This window comes from Ottowia thiooxydans DSM 14619 (assembly GCF_000422885.1).
GTDB lineage: Bacteria > Pseudomonadota > Gammaproteobacteria > Burkholderiales > Burkholderiaceae_C > Ottowia > Ottowia thiooxydans.
In genome coordinates this window covers 31,235-55,797 of record NZ_AUGX01000027.1, presented here as the reverse complement: position 1 = coordinate 55,797, position 24,563 = coordinate 31,235, and the positions used below count along the sequence as shown (strand labels likewise).

At 53.6% G+C, this 24,563-nt stretch carries 25 protein-coding genes and 2 tRNA genes; 11 read left to right on the top strand and 16 right to left on the bottom strand.

All coding sequences use genetic code 11. The features are described 5' to 3' along the window. Window positions 1–3 precede the first annotated feature (3 nt). The 9 genes from G518_RS0119275 (at window position 4) to G518_RS0119235 (ending at window position 11,104) form a co-directional block, all read left to right on the top strand. Complete coding sequence (locus G518_RS0119275) at window positions 4–1,023, top strand: restriction endonuclease (protein ID WP_028603940.1); 1,020 nt, start codon at window positions 4–6, stop codon at window positions 1,021–1,023. A 10-nt stretch (window positions 1,024–1,033) separates the two neighbouring features. Further along, on the top strand, window positions 1,034–2,563 hold the full coding sequence (locus G518_RS0119270) for a class I SAM-dependent DNA methyltransferase (protein WP_028603939.1): 1,530 nt from the start codon (window positions 1,034–1,036) through the stop codon (window positions 2,561–2,563). Beyond that, entirely contained in the window at window positions 2,560–3,699 is a 1,140-nt protein-coding gene (locus G518_RS0119265; RefSeq protein ID WP_036595322.1) for a restriction endonuclease subunit S domain-containing protein, read from the top strand. Before G518_RS0119270 ends, G518_RS0119265 begins: the two co-directional genes overlap by 4 nt. 20 nt (window positions 3,700–3,719) lie before the next feature. Then, window positions 3,720–4,997, top strand: a complete 1,278-nt coding sequence (locus G518_RS0119260; protein WP_028603937.1) for an SIR2 family protein — start codon at window positions 3,720–3,722, stop codon at window positions 4,995–4,997. Beyond that, complete coding sequence (locus G518_RS0119255) at window positions 4,994–6,691, top strand: ATP-binding protein (protein ID WP_028603936.1); 1,698 nt, start codon at window positions 4,994–4,996, stop codon at window positions 6,689–6,691. Before G518_RS0119260 ends, G518_RS0119255 begins: the two co-directional genes overlap by 4 nt. Before the next feature lie 31 nt (window positions 6,692–6,722). Then, on the top strand, window positions 6,723–8,723 hold the full coding sequence (locus G518_RS0119250) for a hypothetical protein (RefSeq protein ID WP_028603935.1): 2,001 nt from the start codon (window positions 6,723–6,725) through the stop codon (window positions 8,721–8,723). Window positions 8,724–8,735: 12 nt separating this feature from the next. Continuing rightward, window positions 8,736–9,272 (top strand): DUF6933 domain-containing protein, encoded by a 537-nt coding sequence (locus G518_RS35940; protein WP_051237047.1) that lies wholly within the window; start codon window positions 8,736–8,738, stop codon window positions 9,270–9,272. Continuing rightward, window positions 9,269–9,814, top strand: coding sequence for a hypothetical protein (locus G518_RS0119240; RefSeq protein ID WP_028603934.1), 546 nt, complete (start codon window positions 9,269–9,271; stop codon window positions 9,812–9,814). The genes G518_RS35940 and G518_RS0119240 overlap by 4 nt, the downstream gene beginning before the upstream one ends. A 288-nt stretch (window positions 9,815–10,102) precedes the next feature. After that, window positions 10,103–11,104 carry a site-specific integrase gene (locus G518_RS0119235; RefSeq protein ID WP_028603933.1) on the top strand — a complete coding sequence of 334 codons (1,002 nt, stop codon included), beginning with the start codon at window positions 10,103–10,105 and terminating at the stop codon, window positions 11,102–11,104. Here the strand turns inward: G518_RS0119235 and G518_RS0119230 are convergent. The 12 genes from G518_RS0119230 to G518_RS0119175 all read right to left on the bottom strand — a co-directional run bounded on the left by G518_RS0119230 (window position 11,091) and on the right by G518_RS0119175 (window position 18,667). Continuing rightward, window positions 11,091–11,282 (bottom strand): hypothetical protein, encoded by a 192-nt coding sequence (locus G518_RS0119230; RefSeq protein ID WP_028603932.1) that lies wholly within the window; start codon window positions 11,280–11,282, stop codon window positions 11,091–11,093. The two genes, G518_RS0119235 and G518_RS0119230, sit on opposite strands and share 14 nt — an antisense overlap. Before the next feature lie 7 nt (window positions 11,283–11,289). Next, entirely contained in the window at window positions 11,290–11,577 is a 288-nt protein-coding gene (locus tag G518_RS35935) for a helix-turn-helix domain-containing protein (RefSeq protein ID WP_051237046.1), read from the bottom strand. Between the two features lie 35 nt (window positions 11,578–11,612). Beyond that, window positions 11,613–12,014: a type II toxin-antitoxin system MqsA family antitoxin gene (locus G518_RS0119220; protein ID WP_028603931.1), complete on the bottom strand. Its 402-nt coding sequence runs from the start codon at window positions 12,012–12,014 to the stop codon at window positions 11,613–11,615. A 2-nt stretch (window positions 12,015–12,016) separates the two neighbouring features. Continuing rightward, window positions 12,017–12,319, bottom strand: coding sequence for a type II toxin-antitoxin system MqsR family toxin (locus G518_RS0119215; RefSeq protein WP_028603930.1), 303 nt, complete (start codon window positions 12,317–12,319; stop codon window positions 12,017–12,019). A gap of 38 nt (window positions 12,320–12,357) precedes the next feature. Further along, on the bottom strand, window positions 12,358–12,549 hold the full coding sequence (locus G518_RS0119210; RefSeq protein WP_028603929.1) for a hypothetical protein: 192 nt from the start codon (window positions 12,547–12,549) through the stop codon (window positions 12,358–12,360). A 298-nt stretch (window positions 12,550–12,847) separates the two neighbouring features. Next, window positions 12,848–14,215 carry a hypothetical protein gene (locus G518_RS0119205; RefSeq protein WP_156909464.1) on the bottom strand — a complete coding sequence of 456 codons (1,368 nt, stop codon included), beginning with the start codon at window positions 14,213–14,215 and terminating at the stop codon, window positions 12,848–12,850. Between the two features lie 315 nt (window positions 14,216–14,530). After that, window positions 14,531–15,403: a DUF5131 family protein gene (locus tag G518_RS0119200; RefSeq protein ID WP_028603927.1), complete on the bottom strand. Its 873-nt coding sequence runs from the start codon at window positions 15,401–15,403 to the stop codon at window positions 14,531–14,533. A 205-nt stretch (window positions 15,404–15,608) separates the two neighbouring features. Beyond that, entirely contained in the window at window positions 15,609–16,598 is a 990-nt protein-coding gene (locus G518_RS0119195; RefSeq protein ID WP_028603926.1) for a hypothetical protein, read from the bottom strand. Continuing rightward, the gene (locus tag G518_RS40705; RefSeq protein ID WP_211231743.1) at window positions 16,595–16,948 is read right to left on the bottom strand and encodes a helix-turn-helix transcriptional regulator; all 354 of its coding nucleotides are present in this window, start codon (window positions 16,946–16,948) and stop codon (window positions 16,595–16,597) included. The genes G518_RS0119195 and G518_RS40705 overlap by 4 nt, the downstream gene beginning before the upstream one ends. 49 nt (window positions 16,949–16,997) lie before the next feature. Beyond that, window positions 16,998–17,864: a hypothetical protein gene (locus G518_RS0119185; RefSeq protein WP_156909463.1), complete on the bottom strand. Its 867-nt coding sequence runs from the start codon at window positions 17,862–17,864 to the stop codon at window positions 16,998–17,000. A gap of 203 nt (window positions 17,865–18,067) precedes the next feature. Further along, window positions 18,068–18,144, bottom strand: a tRNA-Arg gene (locus tag G518_RS0119180). 142 nt (window positions 18,145–18,286) lie between these two features. Next, window positions 18,287–18,667: a DUF1090 domain-containing protein gene (locus tag G518_RS0119175; RefSeq protein ID WP_036595320.1), complete on the bottom strand. Its 381-nt coding sequence runs from the start codon at window positions 18,665–18,667 to the stop codon at window positions 18,287–18,289. Between the two features lie 620 nt (window positions 18,668–19,287). Here G518_RS0119175 and G518_RS41460 point away from each other — a divergent pair. Together G518_RS41460 and G518_RS0119160 are read left to right on the top strand one after the other, a co-directional pair. Next, window positions 19,288–19,440 (top strand): hypothetical protein, encoded by a 153-nt coding sequence (locus tag G518_RS41460; RefSeq protein WP_342663777.1) that lies wholly within the window; start codon window positions 19,288–19,290, stop codon window positions 19,438–19,440. A gap of 2 nt (window positions 19,441–19,442) precedes the next feature. Beyond that, window positions 19,443–19,742 carry an addiction module antidote protein gene (locus tag G518_RS0119160; protein ID WP_036595319.1) on the top strand — a complete coding sequence of 100 codons (300 nt, stop codon included), beginning with the start codon at window positions 19,443–19,445 and terminating at the stop codon, window positions 19,740–19,742. 283 nt (window positions 19,743–20,025) lie between these two features. Here the strand turns inward: G518_RS0119160 and G518_RS0119155 are convergent. From G518_RS0119155 to G518_RS35920, 4 genes are all read right to left on the bottom strand, one after another. Continuing rightward, window positions 20,026–20,102 (bottom strand) — tRNA-Ile (locus G518_RS0119155). A 22-nt stretch (window positions 20,103–20,124) separates the two neighbouring features. Continuing rightward, complete coding sequence (locus G518_RS0119150; protein ID WP_028603922.1) at window positions 20,125–20,649, bottom strand: pyridoxamine 5'-phosphate oxidase family protein; 525 nt, start codon at window positions 20,647–20,649, stop codon at window positions 20,125–20,127. Window positions 20,650–20,847: 198 nt separating this feature from the next. After that, window positions 20,848–21,597 (bottom strand): hemerythrin domain-containing protein, encoded by a 750-nt coding sequence (locus G518_RS0119145; RefSeq protein ID WP_051237042.1) that lies wholly within the window; start codon window positions 21,595–21,597, stop codon window positions 20,848–20,850. 21 nt (window positions 21,598–21,618) lie between these two features. Continuing rightward, on the bottom strand, window positions 21,619–24,483 hold the full coding sequence (locus tag G518_RS35920; protein ID WP_051237040.1) for an IPTL-CTERM sorting domain-containing protein: 2,865 nt from the start codon (window positions 24,481–24,483) through the stop codon (window positions 21,619–21,621). Window positions 24,484–24,563 lie beyond the last annotated feature (80 nt).

Below are 24,563 nucleotides of genomic sequence, written 5' to 3'. Positions count from 1 at the left end.
ACAATGGACGACAACATCACGCTTTGGGGAATTCATGCTGGTCGCTCCGGTGAAGCTGAATCCCTGTTTCTAAACAAAAAAGTGATCGCACTTGGCTGGGAAGCCATTGGTGACCTAAAGGCAATTGGGGACAACCGAGAAGCATTCAAAGCCTACTACGCCAGTAAATACCCTGACGTAAAACCGACCAGCATTCCAGCATCAGCGGGGCAACTTTTCCGCTTCGTTCATGAAATGAAGGTCGGTGATTTGGTTGCGTTTCCTGCAAAGCGGTCGCGCACGATACATCTTGGCAAGATCACTGGCGAATACAAGTATGTTTCGTCCCAGTCCAATGGCTATCCCCAACAGCGGACGGTGGAATGGATAAAGGAGGTTCCACGCACCCATTTTTCTCAAGGTGCTTTGTACGAAATTGGTTCCGCACTTTCCTTGTTCACTGTTAAGACATATGCCGACGAGTTTTTGTCTGCCTTGGATTCAAAAACAGCTTCAAAGCCAGTTCCAGCCATAGAAGATCAGACAGTTGCTGAAGTAAAGCACGATGTTGAAGAAACGACGAGCGACTTCATTCTCAAGGTGCTGGCACAAGAAACCAAGGGACACCCGTTCGCGGACTTTGTAGGCAACCTATTGCAAACGATGGGCTACCGCACCCGCGTTTCACCGCCCGGTGTCGATGGTGGTATTGACATCGTGGCGCACAAGGATGAGCTTGGTTTCGAGCCGCCCATCATTAAAGTGCAAGTGAAAAGCTCTGTTGGCAGCATCGGTGATCCTGTGATTTCTCAGCTTTACGGCAAGGTCGCGCCAACCGAGTTTGGGCTTTTCGTTACGTTGGGCACGTTCACCAATCAAGCTGTCCAATTTGCACGCGCCAAATCCAATCTGCGCCTGATTGACGGTGAATCCCTCGTTCAACTGATTCTTGAACACTACGAACAACTCGACTCCAAGTACAAAGGGCTGATCCCTTTGCGTCGCGTGTATATCCCTGAAACTGCTGGTTCCGACCAAGAATAAGAACGAACTGATGGCGACCAAGAAGACCACCCAACCGCAAACCACAGCCCAGCAACTCGGCTCCATCATCAAGTCCGCACGCGACATCATGCGCAAGGACAAGGGATTGAATGGCGATGGCGACCGTCTGCCCATGCTCACATGGATGATGTTCCTGAAATTTCTGGACGACCATGAGCAGGTGCGTGAAGCCGAAAGCCAACTCGCTGGCGAAAAGTTCAAACCTGCCATTGAAGCGCCCTACCGCTGGCGTGACTGGGGTGCCACCAAAGAGGGTTTGACGGGCGACACGCTGATTGCCTTCATCAACCAAGATGAAGCCATGCGCCCAGACGGCTCACGCGGCCCCGGCTTGTTCAAGTACCTGCGCGAACTGCAAGGCACCAAGTCGCATGACCGACGCGACACCATTGCCGCCGTGTTTCGCGGCATGGTCAACCGCATGATTAACGGCTACCTGCTGCGGGATGTGCTGACCAAACTGGACGGCATTCACTTCAACGCCAGCGAGGAACTGGAAGTGCTTGGCCGCACCTATGAAACCCTGCTGCGCGAAATGCGCGATGCGGCTGGGGATGCGGGTGAGTTCTACACCCCGCGCCCCGTGGTTCGCTTGATGGTGGAACTGGTCAACCCGCAGTTGGGTGAAGTGGTACTTGACCCAGCCTGCGGCACGGGCGGTTTTTTGGTGGAAAGCTACACCCATCTCGCCAAACAAGCCACCACGGTGCAGAAGCGCAAACAGCTACAGCAAAGCAGCATCCAAGGCTGCGAAGCGAAGCCACTGCCCTACCTGCTGGTGAATATGAATCTGCTGCTGCATGGCTTGGAGTCCCCCGACATCGACCCTGGCAACGCCCTGCGCTTTCCACTCAAAGAAATCGGCGACCGCGAACGGGTGGATGTGATTCTGTCGAACCCACCGTTTGGTGGCGAAGAAGAGCGCGGCATCTTGGGCAACTTCCCCGATGACAAACAGACCGCCGAAACCGCCTTGCTGTTCCTGCAACTCATCATGCGCAAGTTGCGTAAGCGACCTGCTGGCCGTGCCGCCGTCGTCGTGCCCAATGGAACACTGTTTGCAGACGGCATCTGTGGCCGCATCAAGCAGGAGCTGCTGACCGAATTCAACTTGCACACCATCGTGCGCTTGCCCAACGGTGTTTTTGCCCCCTACACCAACATCCCTGCCAACCTGCTGTTCTTTGAGCGTAGCGGCGCTACCAAAGATGTTTGGTTCTATGAGCAACCATTGCCAGAGGGCCGCAAGAACTACACCAAGACCCAGCCGCTCCAATTTGAAGAATTTGGCGGACTGCTGGCATGGTGGAAACAGCGCGAAGTGAATGCACAGGCATGGCAAATTCCTGCCAAAGATATTCTGGCAAACGGTTGCAACCTTGACCGCAAGAATCCCACGGCAAAAGAAGACATCACGCACCTGCCGCCTGAACTGCTTGTTGCCAGCATCCTGGACAAAGAGCGGCAAATCATTGGAATCATGGAACAGGTACAGGCATTGTTGAAGGCTCCTGTATGACCAAGGCTTGGCAACAACATAAGTTGGGCGACCTGCTCACTCGCTCAGGTGAAGCGGCACAACCCGCCGCTGATGCTGAGTACAAGGAGATCACCATTCGACTATGGGGAAAAGGCGTTTTAGAGCGCGGTCGAATAAGCGGGGCGGCGGTCAATGGGCGACGATTTATTGCTCGAAAAAATCAGTTCATTGCATCACGTATTGATGCCCGGAATGGCGCAATGGGCATTGTCCCAGAGTCCCTTGACGGCGCACTCGTGACGAACGACTTTCCGTTGTTCGAAGTCAATCATGAACACATCCTGCCGCAATACATGGGCTGGCTTTGCCGTACACCAGCCTTCGTTGACTTGTGCGCCCGAGCAAGTGAGGGCACCACCAACCGTGTTCGCTTGAAGGAGGATGAATTCTTACGGCTTGAAATTCAAATTCCTGAAACGAAAGAGCAGCAAAGAATCGTTATCCAGATTGACACGGTACAGCAGCAATTACAGGCAGCCGACAAGCTGCGCTCGTCTATTGACCGTGACATTGCCAGCCTGCTTGCTGTTCGATTTCAGGAAACGTTAGCAAAGGCACGATGGTTGCCCATGAGCGAGGTTGCTCCTTTGGTCAGGCGCGAGGTAAAAATCAACCCAGAATCAAACTACTCAGAGCTTGGAGTGCGTAGCTTCTTCAAAGGGGCATTCATTCGCCGAACGGTCACAGGTGCAGAGTTCACTTGGCAAAAGCTCTATCAAGTCAATGCCGATGATCTTATTTTTAGCAACATCATGGCGTGGGAAAAAGGTATCGCTATAGCAAATACTGGTCATAACGAGTGCGTTGGAAATCATCGAATGCTGACGTGCGAAGCGAACCCAATTTTGGCGCTTTCTGCCTATCTGCACTACTACTTCACGACTGACGAAGGCTTCGCCAAAGTGTATGCCGCATCGCCCGGTACGGCTGCACGGAATAGAACATTGACAGCAGATGCATTGATGGGGCTGACAGTACCTGCTCCAACGCTTGCAGTTCAACGCCAGTTTGTCGAACTTAAAAATGCACTAGAAAAATCGGCAGAAAAACGCGCTGAACAAAGCCCCATATCGGATGCCATATTGCCATCCCTCGTCCAAAAACTGATGACGTAATCGAGGCGAAAGAAAACATCATGAAAATTAGGTCTGCCTACACCAATAAATCTTGGCTCTCTCCAAAGACTCCCAGCCTTTTGAATATGGAGGAAAAGAAACCAGATCGTGATGTTGCAACAGAACAAATTCAGCGTGCGCTGTCTGAGGTTATCCGTTGCCAGAATCTAGTAGTCTTATCAGGCCTTGGCACATCGCTATGCGTTATGGACGACTCAAATCCAACTACGCGAAAAGCTCCGACGATGCCCGACCTGTGGAAGCGTGTCAAGGTCGCATACGACCCAACAGATAACGGTCTATGGACGAAACTCCTAGCAAGTGTGCGGCACACGACTGGTAGTGAAAACATTGAGGAACTGCTGTCTGAATGCAAAGTCGCTGAAAACTTCCTGCGTGATGCTGAACTGAAAGCACTTCAGGACTTCATTACATTGGCTGAAAAGGAAATACGTACAGCCGTCAACTTTTTAACCCCCGCTGATGCCCTGCCAGTACACAGCGCATTTCTTCAGAGAATTGCACGTCGTTCGTCAGGCAAAGGTCGAGCAAAAATCTTCACTACAAATTACGATCTTTGCTTTGAGCGTGCGGCCAAAGACGGGCGCTTTGTCGTGATTGATGGTTTTTCGCCCACATTGCCACCGACGTTCGACCCTGTATATTTCACTTACGACATTGTGAGACGAGGTTCTGAAGGTGATGCATCCGCCTTTATTCCGAATGTTTTTCACCTCTACAAATTACATGGCTCTATTGATTGGGAGCGATGCGAAGGTGACATTGAAAAGAAGCACGACACAGACAAACCCTTGCTGATTTATCCCCGCAGCAGCAAGTATGAGCAAGCATTTTCACAGCCCTATCTTGAAATGATGGCGGCTTTCCAAACAGCATTACGTGAACCGAATACAGGATTGGTAATTGTCGGGTTTGGATTCAACGACAACCACATAGCTGAACCCATTTTGTCTGCAATTCGGTCTAATCTCGGTTTGAAAGTTGTGGTGGTTGATCCCGTTCTGGTCAGGCAGATTGATGCCCACAAACACATTCAAGATGGTGGCGAAAAAAATGAATTGAATGAAGATGATGAACTAAAGACAAATCCAGGTTCAGCAAATAACAATCCATTTCTCAAAAAGATTATTCAAATGATGGATCAGGGCGATGCTAGGCTGACATTTCTGAACGGGACATTTGAAGATGTCACCAGAGAAATTCCAGACATGGCTGCTGAAACCGACCTTGAGAAACATATGGCTCGAATGCGCATGATTGAAGGAGGCTCAAAGTGAGCGGGCTTCCAATAGCGCCATTTGACCCGGCTCGTTACATTGGTACAGTTTGTCAAGTTGACCCGAGCACCGTTAGGGTAAATTTACCTCACGCCACATCTCCCGTTTCCGACCATCATGCTGGTTATTCCATGCCAGCGGGGCAAGTCGGCGAATTCGTTCTGATCGAAAGTGAAGAGCACGCTATTGTCGGACGCATCACCGAAGTAAAGCTACCGGAACGCGATAGATTGTCGGTGGAGCCAACCGCCGATACTGACAGTGATGCCAATCCAGTTGGCCTAATTCAGTTACTCACGTCACTTGAACTCGCCACGGGTAAGGCCGTTCGCGGAATTCCAGCACATCCCCGCATCGCACAACACGTATTTTCCGCGCACCCTTTACTTATCAAACATGCTGTCGAGCAAGGTCACGAGTCTGACCGGAGTGTCCGGCTTGCATTTCTACCTGATTCATTGAATACGATGGTATCGCTTGCACCCGAAGCACTATTCGGTAGGCATTGTGCTGTCTTAGGCACAACGGGAGGCGGGAAAAGTTGGACAGTAGCAAGGATTGCTGAGGAAATTGTTCGTCTCAATGGAAAAGCCATCCTGTTCGACGCGACTGGCGAATTCAAAGCATTGAAGGATGGCGTTCGCCACGTCCATTTAGGAGGCCAGTCTGTCAACGCGGATGACAAGCGTGAATTCGTCGGATACCCCTTCAATCAACTGAACGAGTCCGACGTGTTCGTACTTTTTAATCCAACAGGTGCTTCCCAAGCACCGAAATTGCGCGAGGCACTGCGCAGTCTAAAGCTAGCTTCACTATGCCCACAACTTGCACCAAATGGCTATTTGCCCAAGATCAATCAAAGCAAAAAGCCAGTCGAAGATGCTTTGACTGCAAATGCTGCCCAGTTAGATGCTGAGAATACGTCCTATGCGATTCATTTGTTGGCAAGACAAATTCAAGAGGAGTGTGTTTATCCGTCCGCAAATTTCGGTAAAGATCATTCCAAATGGGGCGATGCGAGCAACGAACTCACCTATTGCATCAGTCTAATTGCACGGATTGAAACAACCTTGAAGTCTCCATTTATGGCGTGCATATTCAAGCCTGATTCACTAACCGCATTGCCTAATGTAATTACTGAATTTTTGAGTTCCAAGGATGCAGTTCTTAGAATTTCAATGGAGGATTTGCCCTTTGAACACAATACACGGGAATTAGTAACCAATGCCATCGGTCGTTATCTATTAAAACTGGCGCGGACAGGGTCTTTCCGAGCCAACCCAACTGTAGTAATTCTTGATGAAGCTCACCAGTTCTTGGACAAATCACTGGGGGATGAATACAGCAGGGTGTCTCTGGAGTCATTCGGTGTGATTGCCAAAGAGGGACGAAAATATGGATTGACCGCAGTGCTGGCAACCCAACGTCCGAGAGATATTCCTGAAGATGTGCTCAGTCAAATGGGGATGTTTATTGTCCATCGTCTAATTAACGAAAAAGACAGGCAAGTTGTTGAGAGGGCCTGTGGAAACATGGATGCTTCCGCTGCTGCGTTCTTGCCTACATTAGGCCAAGGCGAAGCAATCCTTGTTGGAGTCGATTCGCCGATGCCGTTGCCTGTACAGATCATTGCACCAAAGGCAACACCCCAGTCTGAGGGCCCGCAATACTCATCCCATTGGATACCAGTCTAAATTACAAAATTGTCAAATCAAGGGGAACACAATGCTGGCAAACATCAAAGGATTAGTAGATCGACTAGAACTGTCTCAGGCCAAAGCAATGATGCCGTTATTCGAGGCGATTTCCAATGCGATTGATGCTATCGAAGAACATAAAGACGGTTTCCTCAACCACGCCATACGCATACGGTTGGTCGCAACGCACGACCTCGCTCATCAAGGTGGTGATGAAGTGTTCGTATTGGATGGCTTCGATATTTCCGATGATGGTGTTGGTTTTGATGATGGAAATCTTGCTTCGTTTCAAGAGGCTCATACCCTGTCCAAAGTCAAAGTTGGCGGCAAAGGTGTTGGTCGTTTTACCTTCTTGAAAGTCTTTTCCAACGTCCACATTCGCAGCGTATTTCAGCGACAAGGTGAAACCCTACTGCGTGAATTTGACTTCTCCATCGCTGACGAGTTGAAGGGTGCCGACAAAGTTACGCCAGTTAAAGAGACACGGGGCACTGCACTGTCAATGCGGGGGATGGAAGGTAAATTCAAAGGTGGCTGGCCGCATGACCCTGCCATCATTGCCGAGAGAATTCTTGCGCACTTTCTAATCCGGTTTGCGGCACGCTCTTGTCCCCCAATCACGTTGGAGTCTCCGGGACACGCGCCTATTGACTTACACAAGCTTTTTGAAACTACTGTCTTGACTCATATTGAGGAAAGGTTGTTTGATGTGCTTGGGCACACCTTTGCTCTGCAAGCCTATAGGCATCGGGATGGCCGTTCACGGCACGACCTGCATTTGTGCGCAAATGGGCGGGAGGTTACAACGAACAAATTACGTGACTTGTTGCCCGAGTTGCCTGAAAAGTTACTGGACGCTGACCAAGAGCCTTACACGCTGATTGTCCTGGTTACTGGCGAATACCTCGACGACCATGCTAATCAGGAGCGCACCAGAATTTCATTTCAATCAGACGATGAACCCGATATTGATGAAACCCTCGTTTCTCGACAATCGCTCAATCGAGGAATAACCGACACACTACGACCTCTCCTTGCAGATGACCTGCAATCTACAAACGAAGAAAAGCGGTCACAGATTGAAAAATTTGTAGAGCAAGCGCCTGAGTATCGCGCCCTTACCCATCCCCGCTACAAGGAGCTGATCGAGCAACGAATTCAGCCCGGCTTAACCACAGAAAAGCTTGACGAGGCACTACTGCATGTCAAACGTGATGTTGAAGACTCAGTTCGCAAAGAGGTGCGTCATGTAGCCGCGCTTTTTGAAACCGAAACCTTCGAGCAGTATCAAGAACGATTTCAGATTGTTGCCGAGCAAGCCAATGAAATTGGGAAGGCGCAACTGGCGGCTTACGTTGCCCACCGCAGAACCATACTCGACCTTGTAAGCCAAAGCTTGAAGAGGGTTCGCACCGACGACAAATACCCGTTCGAGCGCGTACTTCACAAGATGATTTTTCCGATGGGGGCCACTTCAAAAGATATTTTCTTTGAACAGCAAAATCTGTGGGTTATTGATGAACGACTCTGCTATCACACCCTGCTGACATCAGACAAAAAACTCAATAGCGTTCCAGGGCTAAAAGGCACGTCTGGCAAAGAGCCTGATATTTTCGCGTTCTTTTACGACACACCCATTGGAGTGGCTGAGTCTGACAACTTGCCCAGCGGTGGTGTCATCATCATCGAATTCAAACGCCCAGGACGAGACGACTATGACAAAGACCCCGCCGACCAAATCATTCAGCGATTCAGGGAAATCAGCGACGGTAATGTGAACGACATTGAAGGGCGCCAAATAAACCCCGCGAATCTTCGGTACACCGGATACCTCATAGCGGACCTAAAACCATCGTTGCACAAACAGGTCTATGGCCGTTACCACCGCACAGCGGATAACGAAGGGTACTTTTTCAATCTAGCGGCTGGCAATGGATGCATAGAAATTATTTCTTACGACAAGCTGGTAAAGGACGCGGGGCGACGAAACCGAATCTTGTTCGACAAGCTGGGCTTGCACAAGCACTGAATCTCACGCGTTTTGTATCAGTTGCACTGCACCAAAAAATTGCTTGATCGCATCAAACCATCGGCCATCGCACCCGATGGTGCGTCTGGCACGTTGCTTGGCAACTGGTATGCCACGGCCTTGTTCTGGAAGCCGCAAGTTGCCCTGCTGGTCAATGAAAAAACTCTTTTACCCGTACTGATGCCTTTGGCTCCGGCGACAGATTTGGTAACGCGCTTTCCTGAATATCTGGCTGGTGTTTTGGCCGTTCACGGTATACCCCGACCGTTCGTTGAGCAAGAGCTTGCCCAGATGAATAAAGTCCAATACGCCAAGACTTCAAATCGCAGCGTTGTCGGCATCATGAACCAGTTCTCGTATCTGGCAGAAGGCTACCGCGAATACCTTGAAACGAAAGACTTGCTGGCGCTGTCGCTCAGGTTGTCTGAAACGCCATGCAGTCCGCTGTACAAAGGTGCCATTTCGCCTGACCGTGAATTGCGGAGGCTGGTTTCGATTTTGCATCCGCGCACCGCAGCGGATGATGAACGCATTGGAGGTCAACCTTGAAGCATGCCGTGAAACAAATCAGGGGGAAAACTCTGTACGAAATTTACACCCCTGCTGGAGCCAACAAAGGTGGACATACCGACCGTGATGCGTTTGAACAGGTAATTGGCAACACGGACTTTCATTCCTTCCAAGTTTGGAGAAGCAAGGCTGACGGAGAAGCCACTACCCTCTATGCCCTCACGCTTGAGCAGATCAAGGCAATCAGTACAAGAAACAACCGTGAAATCGGAGGACTTAAAGGCCGTATTACCAAGCTTCTGCGTGAAATTGAATGCCTTTGGCCGCTAGCCAGTAAAGCCGAGGAACTTGAAGCAAAAAACAAAACGCTGACGGCCATGAAGGCCAAAGCCAGAGAAATGCTTGATGAATACAAAGCAAAAGAAGATGCAAAAAAACCAAAGCCACCCTCAGTTATCAGAGCCGGACTATCGCAAGGTCCTGTAATCGGTGATCGTTCATTAACTGGAAAAGGGGCTGGCCAACTCTGCGCCGAAGCAGTGGGCACGACTGACGAGTTTCGCGGTACGGTTAGAGGATGATGGTGGCGATTCACTCCACAAATTAGGCCTAGCGGTAAAAATTTACTGTTGCTTCTCGATGAAAAACCTGCAACACTCACTGAATATTTCGCCGCAATAGCGAGGTTAATGAACTGACGCGCCCTGCGTTGGTTTGGTTTTCTCCCTAATTCCCCACTTGTTTTTTTCTTGTCATGCCCTTGGCGCGTGCTGATTTCGCACGTCTGCACGCCTATGGGTGCGGGGAATTTTTCTCAAACCTCAGGTAGCGATAAGACACAGTTATCGACTGCCAGAAAGCCCTTCAAAATGACCAAAATTTCCACGCAAAAAGCAGGCGCTACAGCCACCAAAGCGACCAAGACCACAGCAACTACCAACCGAGTGCCAGCAAAGCCGCCAGAGGCCGTTTTAGACGGTTTTTCTGCCACTGCTGACCGCTTCATTGCTGCCAGTCAGTCAAGCGCAACAAAACGCGCATACGCCTCAGACTTGAAACATTTTTCCGCCAATGGCGGGGCCATTCCGGCCAGCCCTGCTGTTTTGGCCGAATACCTGGCCTCGTGTGCAGAAAAATTATCCGTGGCGACCATCGAGCGCCGACTGACCGCCATTCACAAGGCTCACCTTGAGAAAAATCTCGAATCCCCAGCCCAAAGCGAAACCGTCAAACGTGTGATGCAGGGCATTCGCCGCACGTTGGGCACCAAGCAACGGCAAGTACAGCCAATGGTCAAAGACGACTTGTTGGCCGCGCTGGTGATGATCGACCGCCAAAAGATGCCAGTCAAAGCGGCACGGGATCGCGCACTTTTGTTGGTGGGGTTTGCATCAGCCATGCGCAGGTCAGAACTTGTCGGCGTGATGGTGGAGCACATTACGCACCTGCCCAATGGTTTAGAAATTTTCTTGCCATCCTCAAAGACTGACCAAGAGCGTCAAGGCCGAACCGTGTTCATTCCCCATGCCAACGGCGACCGCTGCCCGGTGCGTGCCTTGGTGAACTGGCTGGAAATCGCAGGTATCAAAGAGGGGTATGTTTTTCGTGCCGTCACCCGCCATGACCGCATTGCACGGCATGGGTTATCACCACAATCGGTGGCGCTGGTGGTGAAGGCATCAGTGGCGAGTGTGGGCGGCGACTCCAAAAAAGTCAGCGGCCACAGCTTGAGGGCTGGCTACTGCACGAGCGCAGCGGAAAAAGGTTTACAGCCGTGGCAGATACGTGAGCAAACCGGGCACAAGTCCGACGTGACTTTGGCGAAGTACATCCGCCCGGTGGCGCGAAGAAAAATCCCTAGCCTGTTGTAGTCGTCGGCACGCTTAATGACGAATCGGCCTTGCGCATGGCATCAAATTCCGCGACCAGATTCTCAACGTCAGCGCCATTCTCCTGCAGCAGCATATCCAATGAACTGCTTGCTTCACGCAAAGCAGCCAGGTCAGCGCCAGTAGAAACAGGCTGAATACGATGGTCAGTTTTACTCATGGGGCTGTCAACTTGAATGTTCTATTTCAACTAGCCGCGTTAGGCAGTCCATCAGCTTACGCTCAGACAGGTTGGTGAAGTCACCACTCATCATGTCAGAGACCTTGGGCTGAATGATGCCCATCCGTTTTGCAGCTTCTTGTTGGCTCAGGCCAAAGCTTTTCATGGCTTTCCTGATTTCGATCACCAAGCCAGTTTTGATCTTGAGTTTTTCAGCATCAGCTAGGCCAAGGTCAGCAAACACGTTGCCGGAACCACGATGAACTTCAACGCCGTCAACAAGTCGGGTTTTCATTTCCGCAACGCCTTTGTCAGATCACTGGGGGCGCTCTACGCCGCTCTGACTTCGCTCAGCAAATCGGGGTGCCTATCCAGCACCTTCAACAGCTTGACCAGTGCCAGCGGTGGTTTGGTCTTGCCGTTTTCGTAGCGGGAAAAAGCGTTCACGCCGCCGCCGAAAATATCGGCAGCTTCACGTTGGTCAAGGTCGAGCTTCTTGCGAACCTTGGCGATGTAGCCGGGGTCAACGTAAGCTGCGTTCACTTGTCGCTGAAACGCCCCAAGTAATTCGCTGTATCGGTCACCATGTTCGCGGTTCAAGACGACTTCGCCGCAGGCAGGACAGAAGTCTCCTGTCACGGTGGGGATGGTGGTGCTTTCGCCCTTGTAGACATAGGGCATGTCGCGGGTATCGTGGATCAGTTCAGCCGCTCCACAGCATGGGCATTTCATGGTCACAGCTCCTTGAATGAAACAATCAAAACGTCGTCGATGACAGTCAGCTTGAGATACACCTCAGCGCCGCTGGCGGTCTTGGCTTGGTACACGTCCTGCCAAACACGGTGATCCGCATGGGTCGTCATGCTTTTGTAGAAGTTGGCAGTGGTCAGAGACATGACCACTGCACACATGCCGGTCAAGTCATTGATGCCAAGCTCAAGAGCCCCACCGAACGCGCTTGCTGTCGCCCTGACATTACCGCCTTCGACCAGCGACTGAACAACGGCCAGCTTACAGTGAGGGGTACTTTTCTCCATAACGAATTATAACCAAGTTGGTTTATTTTGCAAGTAGGTTAACGTTCAAGCCATGCAGCGTCTTCAACATCCTGCCGCGCTTGGTCAAGGAGTTGGTACACAGTGGGCAGCAGACTTTCAGGGACACGAACAACCGTGGTGGCTTCACGGTACGGGCTGCGTCGATAAGCTTCTGACGGGGGTGTCGTCTTCTGTTTCGGATACGGCGTTTTGTTGTTGACTGTGGTCATGGTTGTTACAAGCTTGGTTACGATGCGCTCAAATTAGCCGAGGCGGCACGTTTCTGGGCCGGCGTTGCGCGGATTGCGTAAGTTGCACGGATTGCGGATGGCCTGTGCAATGCATCATCAGATGCAGTGGCCAAATTGATGTCAATCACGCAATGACTGCCGTTCAGGCTACGTTGCTGTTTGCCCCGGCAAACCACCCCATTGAGGCCATCAACTGGTCTGCTGAGATGGTCGTTGAGGGGGTCAAATCGTCACCATGTGTAGATGCCATCAACGTCTTTTTTGATGTCATAAGGCGCTATTTTTTACGACCATTTGTCGGGCTCAAAAACTCCCAAATTGGCAAAGACTTCAGCAAATCCAAGGCGCTAGCGTTGAAGTCCTGCGGAGGCCACCACGGCGCTGCAAGGCGAGCAAGCTGGCGCTCAAATGCCTGAACTTTGGTCTTGGCTTCCTTGGTGTTGCCACATGCTTTGACCAAGTACCGACCCGCACCGTTGACACCGCGCACACGCACACTGTCGAGGAAGGCAACGAACTCAACGTCAAGACGCTTTGCCTTGCTACGATCAACGTGATAGACGCTGACGCTGCCAAACGGATCAGCGATAGCACCTAGCTCGGATACTTTGGGGTGGTTGCCTTCAAACACCCGGCGCACTTCAACACGGGTACGTTCGCCGCCTGCTACCTTCTTCAAATGGATGAGCGCATCGTCTGCGTGCGCCTCATCTTGGTGATGACCAGCAGCACGAGCCTGCGCTTCTAAGAAGGCTTCACGGCCATCTTGGTCGTAAACTGACAAGCGTTCAGCGGACTTTGCGCCACCTGCGTAACTTGTTTGAATCTTGGCTCCGGTGTCGGTTTTGACGTAGTATTTTTCGCCCATCCTTGCACCGTCAAAATCAATGATGAGGTCATCTGTGCGGAACGGGCAATCCGCGTTATGGTCGATACGCATGACTCCAATCTGTTGGGCGAGTTCACGGGGATGCAAAGCAAACAGTTCTTTCCACAGGGCAATCCACTCCGATACGTCAGAGGCAGTCATCCGGTTAGGGTTAATGTCCACTTCCATCGCCAGTTTCACTTTGGGGTTCGTGGCTTCCATTTTCAGCACAGCCTGGCAGGGCTTGGCATAAGTATGACTGCCAAAGGTGTAGACAAACTTGTGACGGAACCATTCAGCCTTGACGCTGCGGTGCGTTAGAGGCTTCTCCTTCAGCTTCACCATAAGCAAGGCCACTTCCACAGCGCGGTCTAATTGAGACTTGGATACGGGCACAGAGAAATGCAGCTTGTCAGTACCGACCACCACAGGCTTGTTGCTGCTGATATTGGGCGCAGGCTCCCGCTGCAATTTGCTGGTACTAGATGTTTTGCCTGCCGCTACACGACTCCGGCGAAGCGCCTTGACGGGGCGTTGACCATCCGCGTCCAGCACATGCAGCGGGTAGCCCGCAATGCAGGCTGGTGTGACCTTGCTGCTCTTGGCTTTGATGGTGCCATCGTGCATTGAGCTACTGGTCTTGCCTGCTGGTTCATCTGTCTCATCTAGATCCTTGAAGTAATCATCAACATCTAGGTTATGACTGCCAATGAATCTACTCCCATTACTACTACGTATAGTGTTCTTATTGGTGTGTTTTGTCACGGTCTTCTTCATGTTGAAATCCATTAAATTGGGCAGTTGAGGCACCCGTTGACTGTGTTGTGAGCCTCAACTGCACAAAGTTGCTTGTCGATTGCCTGTTGACCTAGCGGTCGTTGGCGTTTGTGATGCCGGAACAACCAATTCAGAGGGACATTGACAAAAACTGCATTGACGTATTGCCAAAGGCGATGTTTTACAGCGACTTTGAACACCAAGCTAGCGGTCGTTGGCACTTTCTGAAATTAGCCACCGCAATATGGCTTTTGAATTCCCAAAAGGTTGTGACCCCGAACACCAGCATCTCGCCAGCATCCGGGGGCACCTACATCAGGCGGAAAGCGACGTGACCGGGAACTCACTCCATTCGCGCCCAAGGATTGCGCGGCCAGCGGCTTTTTTGCCAACCCGTGCCATCGGAATCTCATCACCATTAGCCTTGAATACCGGAATCGTGCGATAGGTCTTTCCATCACCGCTAACACGCTTCAAGGGCACGTAATCGCCCCATTGCTTGTAGAACACTGGTGTTCCGGTGTCTTGGCATTGCTCAATCAGGCTTTTCGCCCACAGCGGATTCATGGGGCGTGAATGACCACCAGCTTCACCACCGGCAATGACCCAATCAATCTTGGCACCGTTGGCCGCTGGCTGAAGGTACTTGCGAATGTCCACTGGCCCCAAGAGCGGTTCACACGAAAGGAAGCGTACCGCAGCACGGCCATGTTCCAACAGGTAGCGAATACGCTTGTCTGCTGCATCTTGGTTTTCCACGCTTGTACCCAGCCACAGGTTGGGCGGGTAGTCGTAGTTTTTGGGAATAAGCTTCTTGATGTTCTGCGGGCGTTTGGTCAGCACCAACCAGTCCAATGCAGGCGTCTCGTCGATGAGGTCGAAGACCCGTTGGCGCGGTTCGATCAAGTCAGGACGGTTTTCAAACACATCAGCCATCGAAGCGCAGAACACCTTATGGCGTTCTCCGGCTTCTTCAGCTTTCTTGTTCCACTTGAGTGGCTGCTTCCAGTTGCTTTCACTTAAAAGGCGACGATCTGCATGCGGCCCCCAAACATCGTGCCCCATGCGGTTTGCCCATGAGTTGGCGTAGCAGTGGTCGCAACCTGCGCTGACCTTGACGCAGCCCCACCATGGATTAAAAGTTTTTCCAGCCTTTCCCGTCCACTCGATTTTTGTAAATTCAGCCATATTGATTTCCTGTTTGGTTACTGACCAAGGCAAGCGGACAAAGCTCCGCCCGGCGGACTTGTTCTATCCGCTTTTGCCGTGGTCTATGGGTTACTAAATCAGATGCCGTTTATTGGCACCGGAATCATTCAGGGCATCGCGAGCGTTGCGTCGATTGCGCAAGTTGCGATGCCCTGTTGCAATGATTTATGTTGACTTGTTCAGATCAACATTCCTCATCGTCGTCATCACACTCAGCGTCATCAAGCTCGTCGTCATTGTCTACCCACATAGATTTAGGCGAATGGGTGTCACGCGATGCAGCCCCACCATCTTCAAGGCATCGCAGGTGTGTAAGCATTTTTTCCAGCCAGTCCTCCGACTTCACCACTGGTTCATTGCGCGGCAGCTTTTGCAATGTCCGTGTCACTGTTGACGGGTGAACTTTCAAGGCTTTGGCAATATCCACATTGGCACGGCCTGCACATTGCAAGTACCACATGGCCCGATCCCGAGGTTCGGTACTTACAAAAGCAGTGAACTTGTGTTGGATGCGTCGATTCGCATAGCTGATACTGCACATGGTTTGCCCCATGCCGAAGCGGCGCAACCCCTTCAGACTTTCACACTCAAACACCATGGCAGTGTCTTGGTCAAAGTCTGGTACTGCTTCCCGAATGCCAAAATATTCCTCACACACATTAGGGAGTTCGGTATCGTCAAACCCATCGGGGTTGGTAAAAATTGCAATCAACAGCACATCTGAAGCTGCTGCCTCCTGCCGGAAATGGCCGAGCGTATCTGCAAACAACATGCTGTTGGTATTGGTAACAGGCTGACCAAAAACGATGGCTGTCTTTTGACCAGTTTTTCCTGCCTCACGAATCTTGCTAGTCAAAATTCCTGACGCTTCATCGCTACAAAAATTGAAGTTGCTCTTGCGACTATCGACCATCACAATTTCATGTTCAACCCCTTCTGGCGGTGCCCCGCAGAAATTGCGGTACGCCTGAATGCTATTCTGTTGATAGCGATTTCCGGGATACATAGAAATGACTTTATTGCGGCCACCGAAGCTTGGCCCGAGAGCGTCGCTGTCGTTCATCACCAGATCAACTGCTACCAAACGAGCGTCGGCAGCGATGTCCTGATTGTTTGCGCCAAAGATGATGAAACCGGACGACACAGCCATGTGTTGAGGAAAGCGGTTTTTCATGCCAACTCTCCTTGCTTCTGGTCGCGTTGGTTGATAAGCTGAGTAATGTGGTTCTGCACCTCGCTCAGGGGCCACGCGACCATGCGTGGGCCAATCTTGACACCAACCTTAAACTGCTTCGCAGCAATACGGTTGTAAAGTGTACTGTTCGACCAGCCGGTCATTTTCAGCACCTCGCGCTTACGGATAAGCGCATCATTCAGAATTTGCTCCATAGTGGGCTCCAAAAAGTTACTTAAGCTTTCGGAGAGCCTCGTCAGACTCGCCTGCATCGTGGAAAACCTCGTCAGATTTCCCTGAACGATGAAGCGAGTTTCTGGCTGAATTTGAGCTAGGGCCGATGGATTCATCATGGATTCCCGATGAATCCATGAGGGCGGCAGGCACTACTGTGGTGCGCTATTTATGCACGTTGACAGAGGGTGGCAAGCGCAAAGGTGCAAGGCCCATACCCATGTCAAGTAAGTCTTCGATAGCATCAGGACTCATGCCGCGTGTTGAACGAATCTCGTGACGATCAAGATGTTTGAGTATCTTGTTGACAACGATCCCTCGCTGTGCGGTATCCGCGTCAGCCCAGCCTCCCATCTCTTGCTCCACGACGATGTACAGCAAAGTCATCAAGATTTTGCTGGCCTTTGTTTCATTGGCTTGTTCTTGCGATTTTTTAGGAGGTGTTGATTGCTCACTTGCCTCGAATTTTGGGATTGAGGTATTTTCTGGAGTTGCCGCATGCGCCAGCAACGTTTGCAGTTGGGCAAACTCTGGTGGTTGAGGTGTATGTTTACGAACGTTCACCACGAATGCAGTGGCGCTTGCGGCATCGACGCGAACGAATTTCAAGTCCTTCTTATTGCCTATGCGGGAAATGTTGGCTGGCTTGGTAGGGTCATAGTAAATGCCGCCACCACGCTTCGGTGAAAGCGCATCGCACATGGCCGTTACCAGCCTAAGGTACGCGGCTGCCCATTCTGAATCAAGCTTTCGTCTGGCCGTGACGCCCTTAGAGACGGGGTCTATGCCCATTGCCAATGCGGCGATTTCCCAGAGTGGGCGCACAGCATTATCTGTTTGCTTGTCCCAGTCTGGCTTTGCAAACGCCAGATCGACGTGAAGAGCGTCCGTACCATCGCTTACGACAGAGGCTGGCAACGCTTTGCGTGACCGTGAGCGTGTTGACGCCGTTGCTTCGCGACCCTGGGCAGGCGTCTTTTCCGCAGCTTTTGCCGAGGGAGTCGAACGGTTTGGTGTCTTTGATGTTGCCATGCTACTTGCTCTCTCTTCCAAGAATGCCCACCATCTTAGACATTCTTGTACTCGCCGACTGTCCAGCATCGCCTAACGCCATCCATCGGAAAACAAGTTGTTTTCGGACACTGCTCGGACACGAGGGCATAAATCAAACGCACAAAGAAAAATAGCCTAGGGGCTTTCGGCCTCTAAGCTATTGATCTACTTAACAAATTAAGTGGTGCGGCTGGCAGGAATTGAACCCACGACCCCTTGGTTCGTAGCCAAGTACTCTATCCAACTGAGCTACAGCCGCCCGAAGCCATGCAGTATAGCACGGTATTTTTGGGGTTTGAAGGCTCGGATTGCAGATTTTTATATTTCGGGGTTTGAACTCATTAGCGCGCGCTCGGAATTCGCGGCGCGCTCATGGTTTTCAATCGTCATGAGGCATTCCATTACGAGCCGATAGGCTTTTGAGCTGCCTCTAGCTGACTGCGCGCCTCATCAAGCTTACGCTGCCTTTCTTCAATTTTCTTGGCATCGCCCTTTAGCTGAGCTGCGGAGAGATCTCGTTCCCGCTCGGCCAGTTTTTTCTGAGCCTGCTTGATATCCTTCTCGCGCTCTTTGGCAAGCAGCTCGTCCGTGCATCGGGCCTTATTGGCCTTGAGGGCCTTCTGCAATCCAGCAATCTCCTGCTTGCGACCGCGTGCTGTGGCCTCTTGCAACTGAGCCTCTATGTTGGCGCGTTTGGCGGCGCAAGCGGCTGAAGGTTCTGCCGCCATGGCAGGTGCGGCGGCTGAGCCGATGAGAAGTGCCAAAAATAAGATGCGCTTCATGATTGCTCCTGGAGTGAATGGTGTTGTGCCGCACAGATTGGCAAGCGGGCTCGAATCCGTTGCCGACTCTCAAAGGTGAGAAGCCCCCGCGCCTTGGCAATTGAAGAGTTGCTGCGAAAGGTACCACTAATTTAGTCATGCGTTCTTCAGATGAGTGCGTAGTGGGCGAGCCGTCTTCTTATGCACTCTATCGTGGCATCCATTTCTGACCAAACCATTCTGATGAACGCCTTGGATCCGCAGGCCGCGATGGGCAGCTCATAAATTGAGAACATCGTTACCACTCACGATGAGCGGTTCAAAGATGATCTAGCACTCGACCTGTTGCGGGTTCACCATGAGCACATCGAGGATTGGATTCTGGGGTAGGCTGTTGCGCAGTTCGACGCCCAGGCCGAGCCAGGTAAGTTGTGAGTAATTGCATGAAAGTATCGTTTAAGATACCATCATGGGAATTCAAATGTACGCCGATAGTGCGGGACGTGTGCCTTTTTTGCAGTGGCTGGAGGCGTTAGCAGACAGGCAAGGCCGTGCAGCTATCAAAGCACGGTTACTGCGAATAGAGGCTGGAGGCTGGAAACTTTGGTGACTGCAAACCTCTGCGCGATGGCGTCCAAGAGTTGCGAATCGACAAGGGGCCGGGCTACCGCGTGTATTTGAGCCGCCAAGGGCCTGTGCTGGTGCTGCTACTGTGTGGCAGCGACAAGGCCGACCAAGGCCGAACTATTGCGCAGGCCATCGAGTACCTAAAGGACTGGAAAGAAAGGGGCTAAACATGATTGCACCGCGCGATGTGAGCTACCAAAGCTATTTGACCGAATCCCTGAAAGATCCTCAGGAGGCCGCCGCCTATGTGGAAGCGGTATTGGAGTTAGACGACCCTGCTGCGCTGCTGGTGGCGCTGAGACAGGTGGCCAAAGCGCATGGCATGGCCGAGGTGGCACGACGTGCCGATGTGGGAGAAAAATCCCTATTCCGGGCGCTGAGCGAAAACGGAAACCCGACTATATCCACACTGCACAAGGTATTGCACGCTGTAGGGTTACGCTTGAGCGTGACGCCTGAGCGCGCATAACCGTTTTGCTCCTACTAGGCCCGCGAACCGAAAAGCGCGAGATTCTCACCCGCTTTTATGGTGGTGCGATGTCAATGGCTGTATAGCAGTTAAGTAGAAGAGGTGGAAATCGATGCCACCTAGCCATAAATGCCCAATCAGGCCCCAAGAGGTATTTTTTTTGGACTTATTTTTTTGCTCGCAAGGATTGGCGGATCTGCCCGTACACCCCGTACTCTCGCTACATGAACTGGAAATAAAAAAGCCCACTACCATATTGATAGCGGGCTCTTCATAATCGGCGTGGTAGGGCGTGTAGGACTTGAACCTACGACCAAAGGATTATGAGTCCTCTGCTCTAACCAACTGAGCTAACGCCCCGCCAAGGGAGGGATTCTAGCGGCTAAAGAGGTCGTAAATCCCCGCTGACGCCGCCATCGTCCATTTTTGCGCCTGTGAGAGCCGCAAAGCTCATCTTGGCGAACGCGATGATCTTGCCGTTTTTGGTTTCCCAATAGTGGCCGTCGCTTGCAACGACCTTGATCACTGTCACGCGTGGATCATCCTTTCCTTCGAACCAGGCGTTGGCGAACGAAGTCCAATATTTTTCAATCATGGGGCGGTCAGTGTGGATGCTGGCTTGGCCTGTCACTGCCAAGTAGGCCGTCTTTCCTTGGTCTTGGCAGGTGAGCACCACACGAGGGTCACGGGCGATGTCACGATTTTTTTCGCTCTCTGTGGAGCTCAAGAACCAGAAGGTGCCATCGTCATCTACCTCCTGAATGGCCATGGGCCTCGTGTCGCCCGGAAAGGTTTCGAAGCCAGTCTGGAACATGCAGGTTCCGGTGTCTTTGGCAATTTCACGGATTTTTTTGCCAGCCTCTGCTCCAGAGAGATCCTGTTGGGGTTGATTGTCGATGTCGGCCATTGCGATTCCTTTGATTGAGGTCTGAGGGGTTTGATCCCTCATCCTCAAGGCCAGGAATACAAAAGTCTGTAGGAAGTCTTCACCTTGGAACGCAAGAAATTCGCATGTCGGATAGTTGGCATGGATGCCAGGACTTGCGTGGACTTGCATGGATTGGAAGAATTCCACGATTTCAGCGCGAAACCAAGGCTGAACGATTTATACAGACATGCTTGCGCGAGTGGATGCCAGAGCGCGGGTTAGTTTGCTCCAGTCGTTATGGCTTAAGTGTGGCTGTACCGTATCGAGTACCGTTGAAAATACCCGCGCCGGAGCCACAGCTTGCATGCCGGACAGTAGCGCGGCGCGCTCAACAGGCGCCATTGCAGGAATCATCCAGCGCATGTGCATCAACGTGTCTGCTGGGGGCATGGATGCCACGATGCGTTCTTCCAGTGCGTGCAGTTCTTCATCGTTGTAGCAGGCCCATAGAACTTTGACGTGTTCGACCTCTTCTGCATGCATGTGCACGAAATTCTCTGCCACGAACAGCGCCAGCTTGCGGTACAACTCCAACGCAGCTTGTTCCTGCATGGGGCCGCTGCAGCCTGAGTACGGTCTGGACACGGTCTCGCGCAGTTCAGCAATCACAGCCAGGTGCTCTTGATGCTCTGCGGCGATCTGGGCGGCGGATCCGGGTTGGCACGCTTGCATCGCCGCGTGTACAAATTCGTGCTCATGTCCCATATGGCTGGTGCAGATGTCGCATAGCTCCAAGACACGTTCGCACACGGCAGGCAGTTGAGTACTGTCATGGATATCTACGCTGCCGACACAGGCCAATGTGTCCATCATCATGGCGCGTAGGCCCTTGTGAATATTGGCGTAGATGTTGAGACGGGGCGCAGGGGTGATGCGGCCAGGGGATATGTCGTGGTGATGCATGGGAATGGTCTCGTAGGAAAGCATGAAAGTGATCTTGTGCCGCAGTTAGGCGGTGTGCCAGGACCGCCTCCGGCGTGTGTGCCAAGCACCGGCCAGCAGCATTAGCCCAGCCATTAGCAGCACGCCCCACTCGCCTAAAGTGGGGATGGGCTTGGCGGCTGCCGGGTTGACCACCGGGACCGGCGCAGGTGTGGGCGCCACGCCGCTAGTGGGCGGGGCAGATGCGCTGCCGCCGGCGTTGTTGGCCGTAACGATGAAGGCGTAGATGGTGCCGTTGGTAAGGCCCGTCACGGTGCAGGTGGTGGCGGGCGCCTGCACGGTGCAACTCGCGCCGCCGGGGTGGGTTGTCACGGTGTAAGACGTGGGTGCGGTGCCGCCCACCGGCGCTTCCCAGCGCAAGGTGACCTGTGCGTTACCCGGTGTGGCTGTGACGTTGACGGGTGGGTTGGGCATGCCTGCAGACACCACTAGAAGAGGCACAGCGTCGGATGCCATACCGCTCATGAACAGTGTGGCCAGGTAGGGACCAGGGGTTGTGGTTGGTGGCAGTGCGCGCGTAAGAAAGCTGGTTGTTTCAGAGGCCGCAGCGGGCAGCCATGCCACGGCGCCGTTGTCCACACGCTGCAAACGCAGCAGCGGGGAGTTGGTGGCCGACTGGCCGGTACCGCCGCCGCTGGCCTCGCTCTCGCCGGTGAAGCGCTGACCCAACAACTGCAGCGCGGCACCGTGAGCAAGCTGCGAAGGGAAGGACGTAATGTGCGGACGGCGCGCATCCGGCACGCCGATCTGGCGGCCGTACAACAATGCGGTCGTTGCGCTCGGCGCGAGCCCGCCCGCTATCAGCACCTGCCCGCTGGCCAACAGCGTGGCGCTATGGGCGCTGCGCCCCTGGGGCAGAGGGCCGCTCGCTTGCCATATGCCGGAGCCGGGGTCATAAACCTCAGTGGTGGCAACGCTTGCGCCGTTGTAAGTGCCTCCGGTGACAAGAACACGGCCATCGGGCAGTAGCGTGGCGGTGTGCGCGACGCGGCGCTGTTGCATGGGCGCTGTGGCCTGCCAGGTGTTGGTGGAGGGGTCGTAAATCTCGACGCTGGCGATATAGCCTGCGGCGAGGGTGTGGCCGCCGGTTACCAGCACACGTCCGTCGGGCAGCAGTGTGGCGGTGTGCAGGTTTCGGGCCTGCTGCATGTTAGGCCCGGCCGCCCAAGTGCCGGTGGCGGGCGTGTAGAACTCTGCACTGGCCGTGCCCCGGCCATTGGCGATGTTGCCACCTGCTACAAGCACCCGACCATCGGCCAGCAACGTGGCTGTGTGGCCATTGCGAGGATCCACCATAGTTCCGGCGGACAGCCACTGGTTGGTGCCGGGGCGGTAGATCTCGTTCACGCCGACGTTGGCGCTCTGAGTGTTGGTGCCACCAGCCAGCAGCACGCTGCCGCTGGGCAGCAATGTGGCGGTGTGGGCAGAGCGACCCTGCAGCAGCGTTGGTGTGGGGATCCACTGGTTGGCTACGGGGTCGTACAGCTCGGCGCTGTCATTCGCCTGCGAGCCTCCGGTGACCAGCACGCGGCCATCGGTTAGCAGAGTTTGCGTGTGAAACACGCGCAGCTCGTTCATGGGGGCTGCGTTTTGCCACAGTCCGGTAACGATGTTGTAGCGCAGCGTGGTTGCGGACGGGTCGGCCGAGCCGCCGCTGGGCACGTTGCCGCCAGTGACGAGCACAGAGCCGTCGCGTAGCGCTGTGGCTCGGTGCGCTTCGCGCCGTGTAGGTAGCGGGCCGGTGGTGGCCGCTTCCAGCGCATGCAGAGTCAAGCGCTCCGCACTCGCCAGCGCGCCACCTTCGCCTTCCCCGCCAGTTACCAGCAGCTCGCCAGTGTGTAGTAAAAGCGCGCTGTGCTGCCCGCGTGGCTGCACCATAGGGGCGTAGACGCTGCTAAGGCCGGCAGTGGGATTGAAGATTTCCACTGCCGCCGTGGGCGTTCCACCGGCATTGTCCGCGCCGCCCGCCAGCAGCACGCGTCCGTCAGGCAACAGCGCAGCGCTGTGCTGCGTACGCGCAAGGTGCAGCGCCGCAGCGGCGGTCCAGGTGTTGGCGGCAGGGTCGTACAGCAGCGTAGCGTCCAGTGCGCCGCCGCCGTCGTTGCCGCCGGCCAGGAGCACACGACCATCGGGCAGTAGTGTGGCGGTGTGGTTCACGCGGCGCGCGGGTAGGGGGGCGGCGGCGGACCAGACTCCGGTGGCGGGGCTCCAAATAGCTGCGGTGTTGGTGGTGCCGTTGCCGTTGTCGATGCCACCCGCGACGAGCACGCGACCATCTGCGAGCAGCGTGGCCGTGTGCTGGCGTGCGCCCATGCCAGGCATGGTGCCGGTGCTGTCCCAGGTGCGGGTGGCGGGGTCGTAGATTTCAGCGGACCGCAATCCGTCCTGGCCCGCAATGCCACGCCCACCAACGACGAGCACGCGGCCATCCAGCAGTAACGTGGCGGTGTGTTGGCGCCGGCGCAGCGACATGGGTTCTGTGGTGGCGGTGAAGGCGCTGGTCTGCGGGTCGAAGGTGACGGCGGTATTCACCGAAGCGCTGCCGCTGTCGCCGCCCACGATCAGCACTGATCCGTCGCGTAGGGGCGTAGCTGTGTGGCTCGCGCGCGCGCCTGGCAGAGCAGGGCCGCTGCTCCAACGGCCTGTGGCGGTATCGTAGAGTTGTGTGCTGGTGAGTACGCCGCCGCCACGCCCCCCGGCGAGGAGCACGCGGCCATCAGCCAGTTGGGTGGCGGTGTGCTGGTAACGGGCGCCGGTGAAGCCGTCTGCAGCCCGCCAGTCCGCAGCGTGTGCGATGCTGGCAACGCCTAGGCATAACGCCGTAGTGCGCAGGATGCGACGAGCCGCGTAGGCCCATGCAGTGGTGGTCATTGAGGAGTCCTTGTGCTATTGAATAAATAGCTTCTGATGGCGAGCGCTGCTAGCGGTGGAGCTAGCAGTGCTGGATTTTT

Coding starts and splice junctions, on each gene's coding strand:
- G518_RS0119275 (WP_028603940.1), top strand. CDS start 4: ATGGACGACAACATCACGCTTTGGGGAATTCATGCTGGTCGCTCCGGT.
- G518_RS0119270 (WP_028603939.1), top strand. CDS start 1,034: ATGGCGACCAAGAAGACCACCCAACCGCAAACCACAGCCCAGCAACTC.
- G518_RS0119265 (WP_036595322.1), top strand. CDS start 2,560: ATGACCAAGGCTTGGCAACAACATAAGTTGGGCGACCTGCTCACTCGC.
- G518_RS0119260 (WP_028603937.1), top strand. CDS start 3,720: ATGAAAATTAGGTCTGCCTACACCAATAAATCTTGGCTCTCTCCAAAG.
- G518_RS0119250 (WP_028603935.1), top strand. CDS start 6,723: ATGCTGGCAAACATCAAAGGATTAGTAGATCGACTAGAACTGTCTCAG.
- G518_RS0119235 (WP_028603933.1), top strand. CDS start 10,103: ATGACCAAAATTTCCACGCAAAAAGCAGGCGCTACAGCCACCAAAGCG.
- G518_RS0119230 (WP_028603932.1), bottom strand. CDS start 11,282: ATGAGTAAAACTGACCATCGTATTCAGCCTGTTTCTACTGGCGCTGAC.
- G518_RS35935 (WP_051237046.1), bottom strand. CDS start 11,577: ATGAAAACCCGACTTGTTGACGGCGTTGAAGTTCATCGTGGTTCCGGC.
- G518_RS0119220 (WP_028603931.1), bottom strand. CDS start 12,014: ATGAAATGCCCATGCTGTGGAGCGGCTGAACTGATCCACGATACCCGC.
- G518_RS0119215 (WP_028603930.1), bottom strand. CDS start 12,319: ATGGAGAAAAGTACCCCTCACTGTAAGCTGGCCGTTGTTCAGTCGCTG.
- G518_RS0119210 (WP_028603929.1), bottom strand. CDS start 12,549: ATGACCACAGTCAACAACAAAACGCCGTATCCGAAACAGAAGACGACA.
- G518_RS0119205 (WP_156909464.1), bottom strand. CDS start 14,215: ATGAAGAAGACCGTGACAAAACACACCAATAAGAACACTATACGTAGT.
- G518_RS0119200 (WP_028603927.1), bottom strand. CDS start 15,403: ATGGCTGAATTTACAAAAATCGAGTGGACGGGAAAGGCTGGAAAAACT.
- G518_RS0119195 (WP_028603926.1), bottom strand. CDS start 16,598: ATGAAAAACCGCTTTCCTCAACACATGGCTGTGTCGTCCGGTTTCATC.
- G518_RS40705 (WP_211231743.1), bottom strand. CDS start 16,948: ATGAATCCATCGGCCCTAGCTCAAATTCAGCCAGAAACTCGCTTCATC.
- G518_RS0119185 (WP_156909463.1), bottom strand. CDS start 17,864: ATGGCAACATCAAAGACACCAAACCGTTCGACTCCCTCGGCAAAAGCT.
- G518_RS0119175 (WP_036595320.1), bottom strand. CDS start 18,667: ATGAAGCGCATCTTATTTTTGGCACTTCTCATCGGCTCAGCCGCCGCA.
- G518_RS0119160 (WP_036595319.1), top strand. CDS start 19,443: ATGATTGCACCGCGCGATGTGAGCTACCAAAGCTATTTGACCGAATCC.
- G518_RS0119150 (WP_028603922.1), bottom strand. CDS start 20,649: ATGGCCGACATCGACAATCAACCCCAACAGGATCTCTCTGGAGCAGAG.
- G518_RS0119145 (WP_051237042.1), bottom strand. CDS start 21,597: ATGCTTTCCTACGAGACCATTCCCATGCATCACCACGACATATCCCCT.
- G518_RS35920 (WP_051237040.1), bottom strand. CDS start 24,483: ATGACCACCACTGCATGGGCCTACGCGGCTCGTCGCATCCTGCGCACT.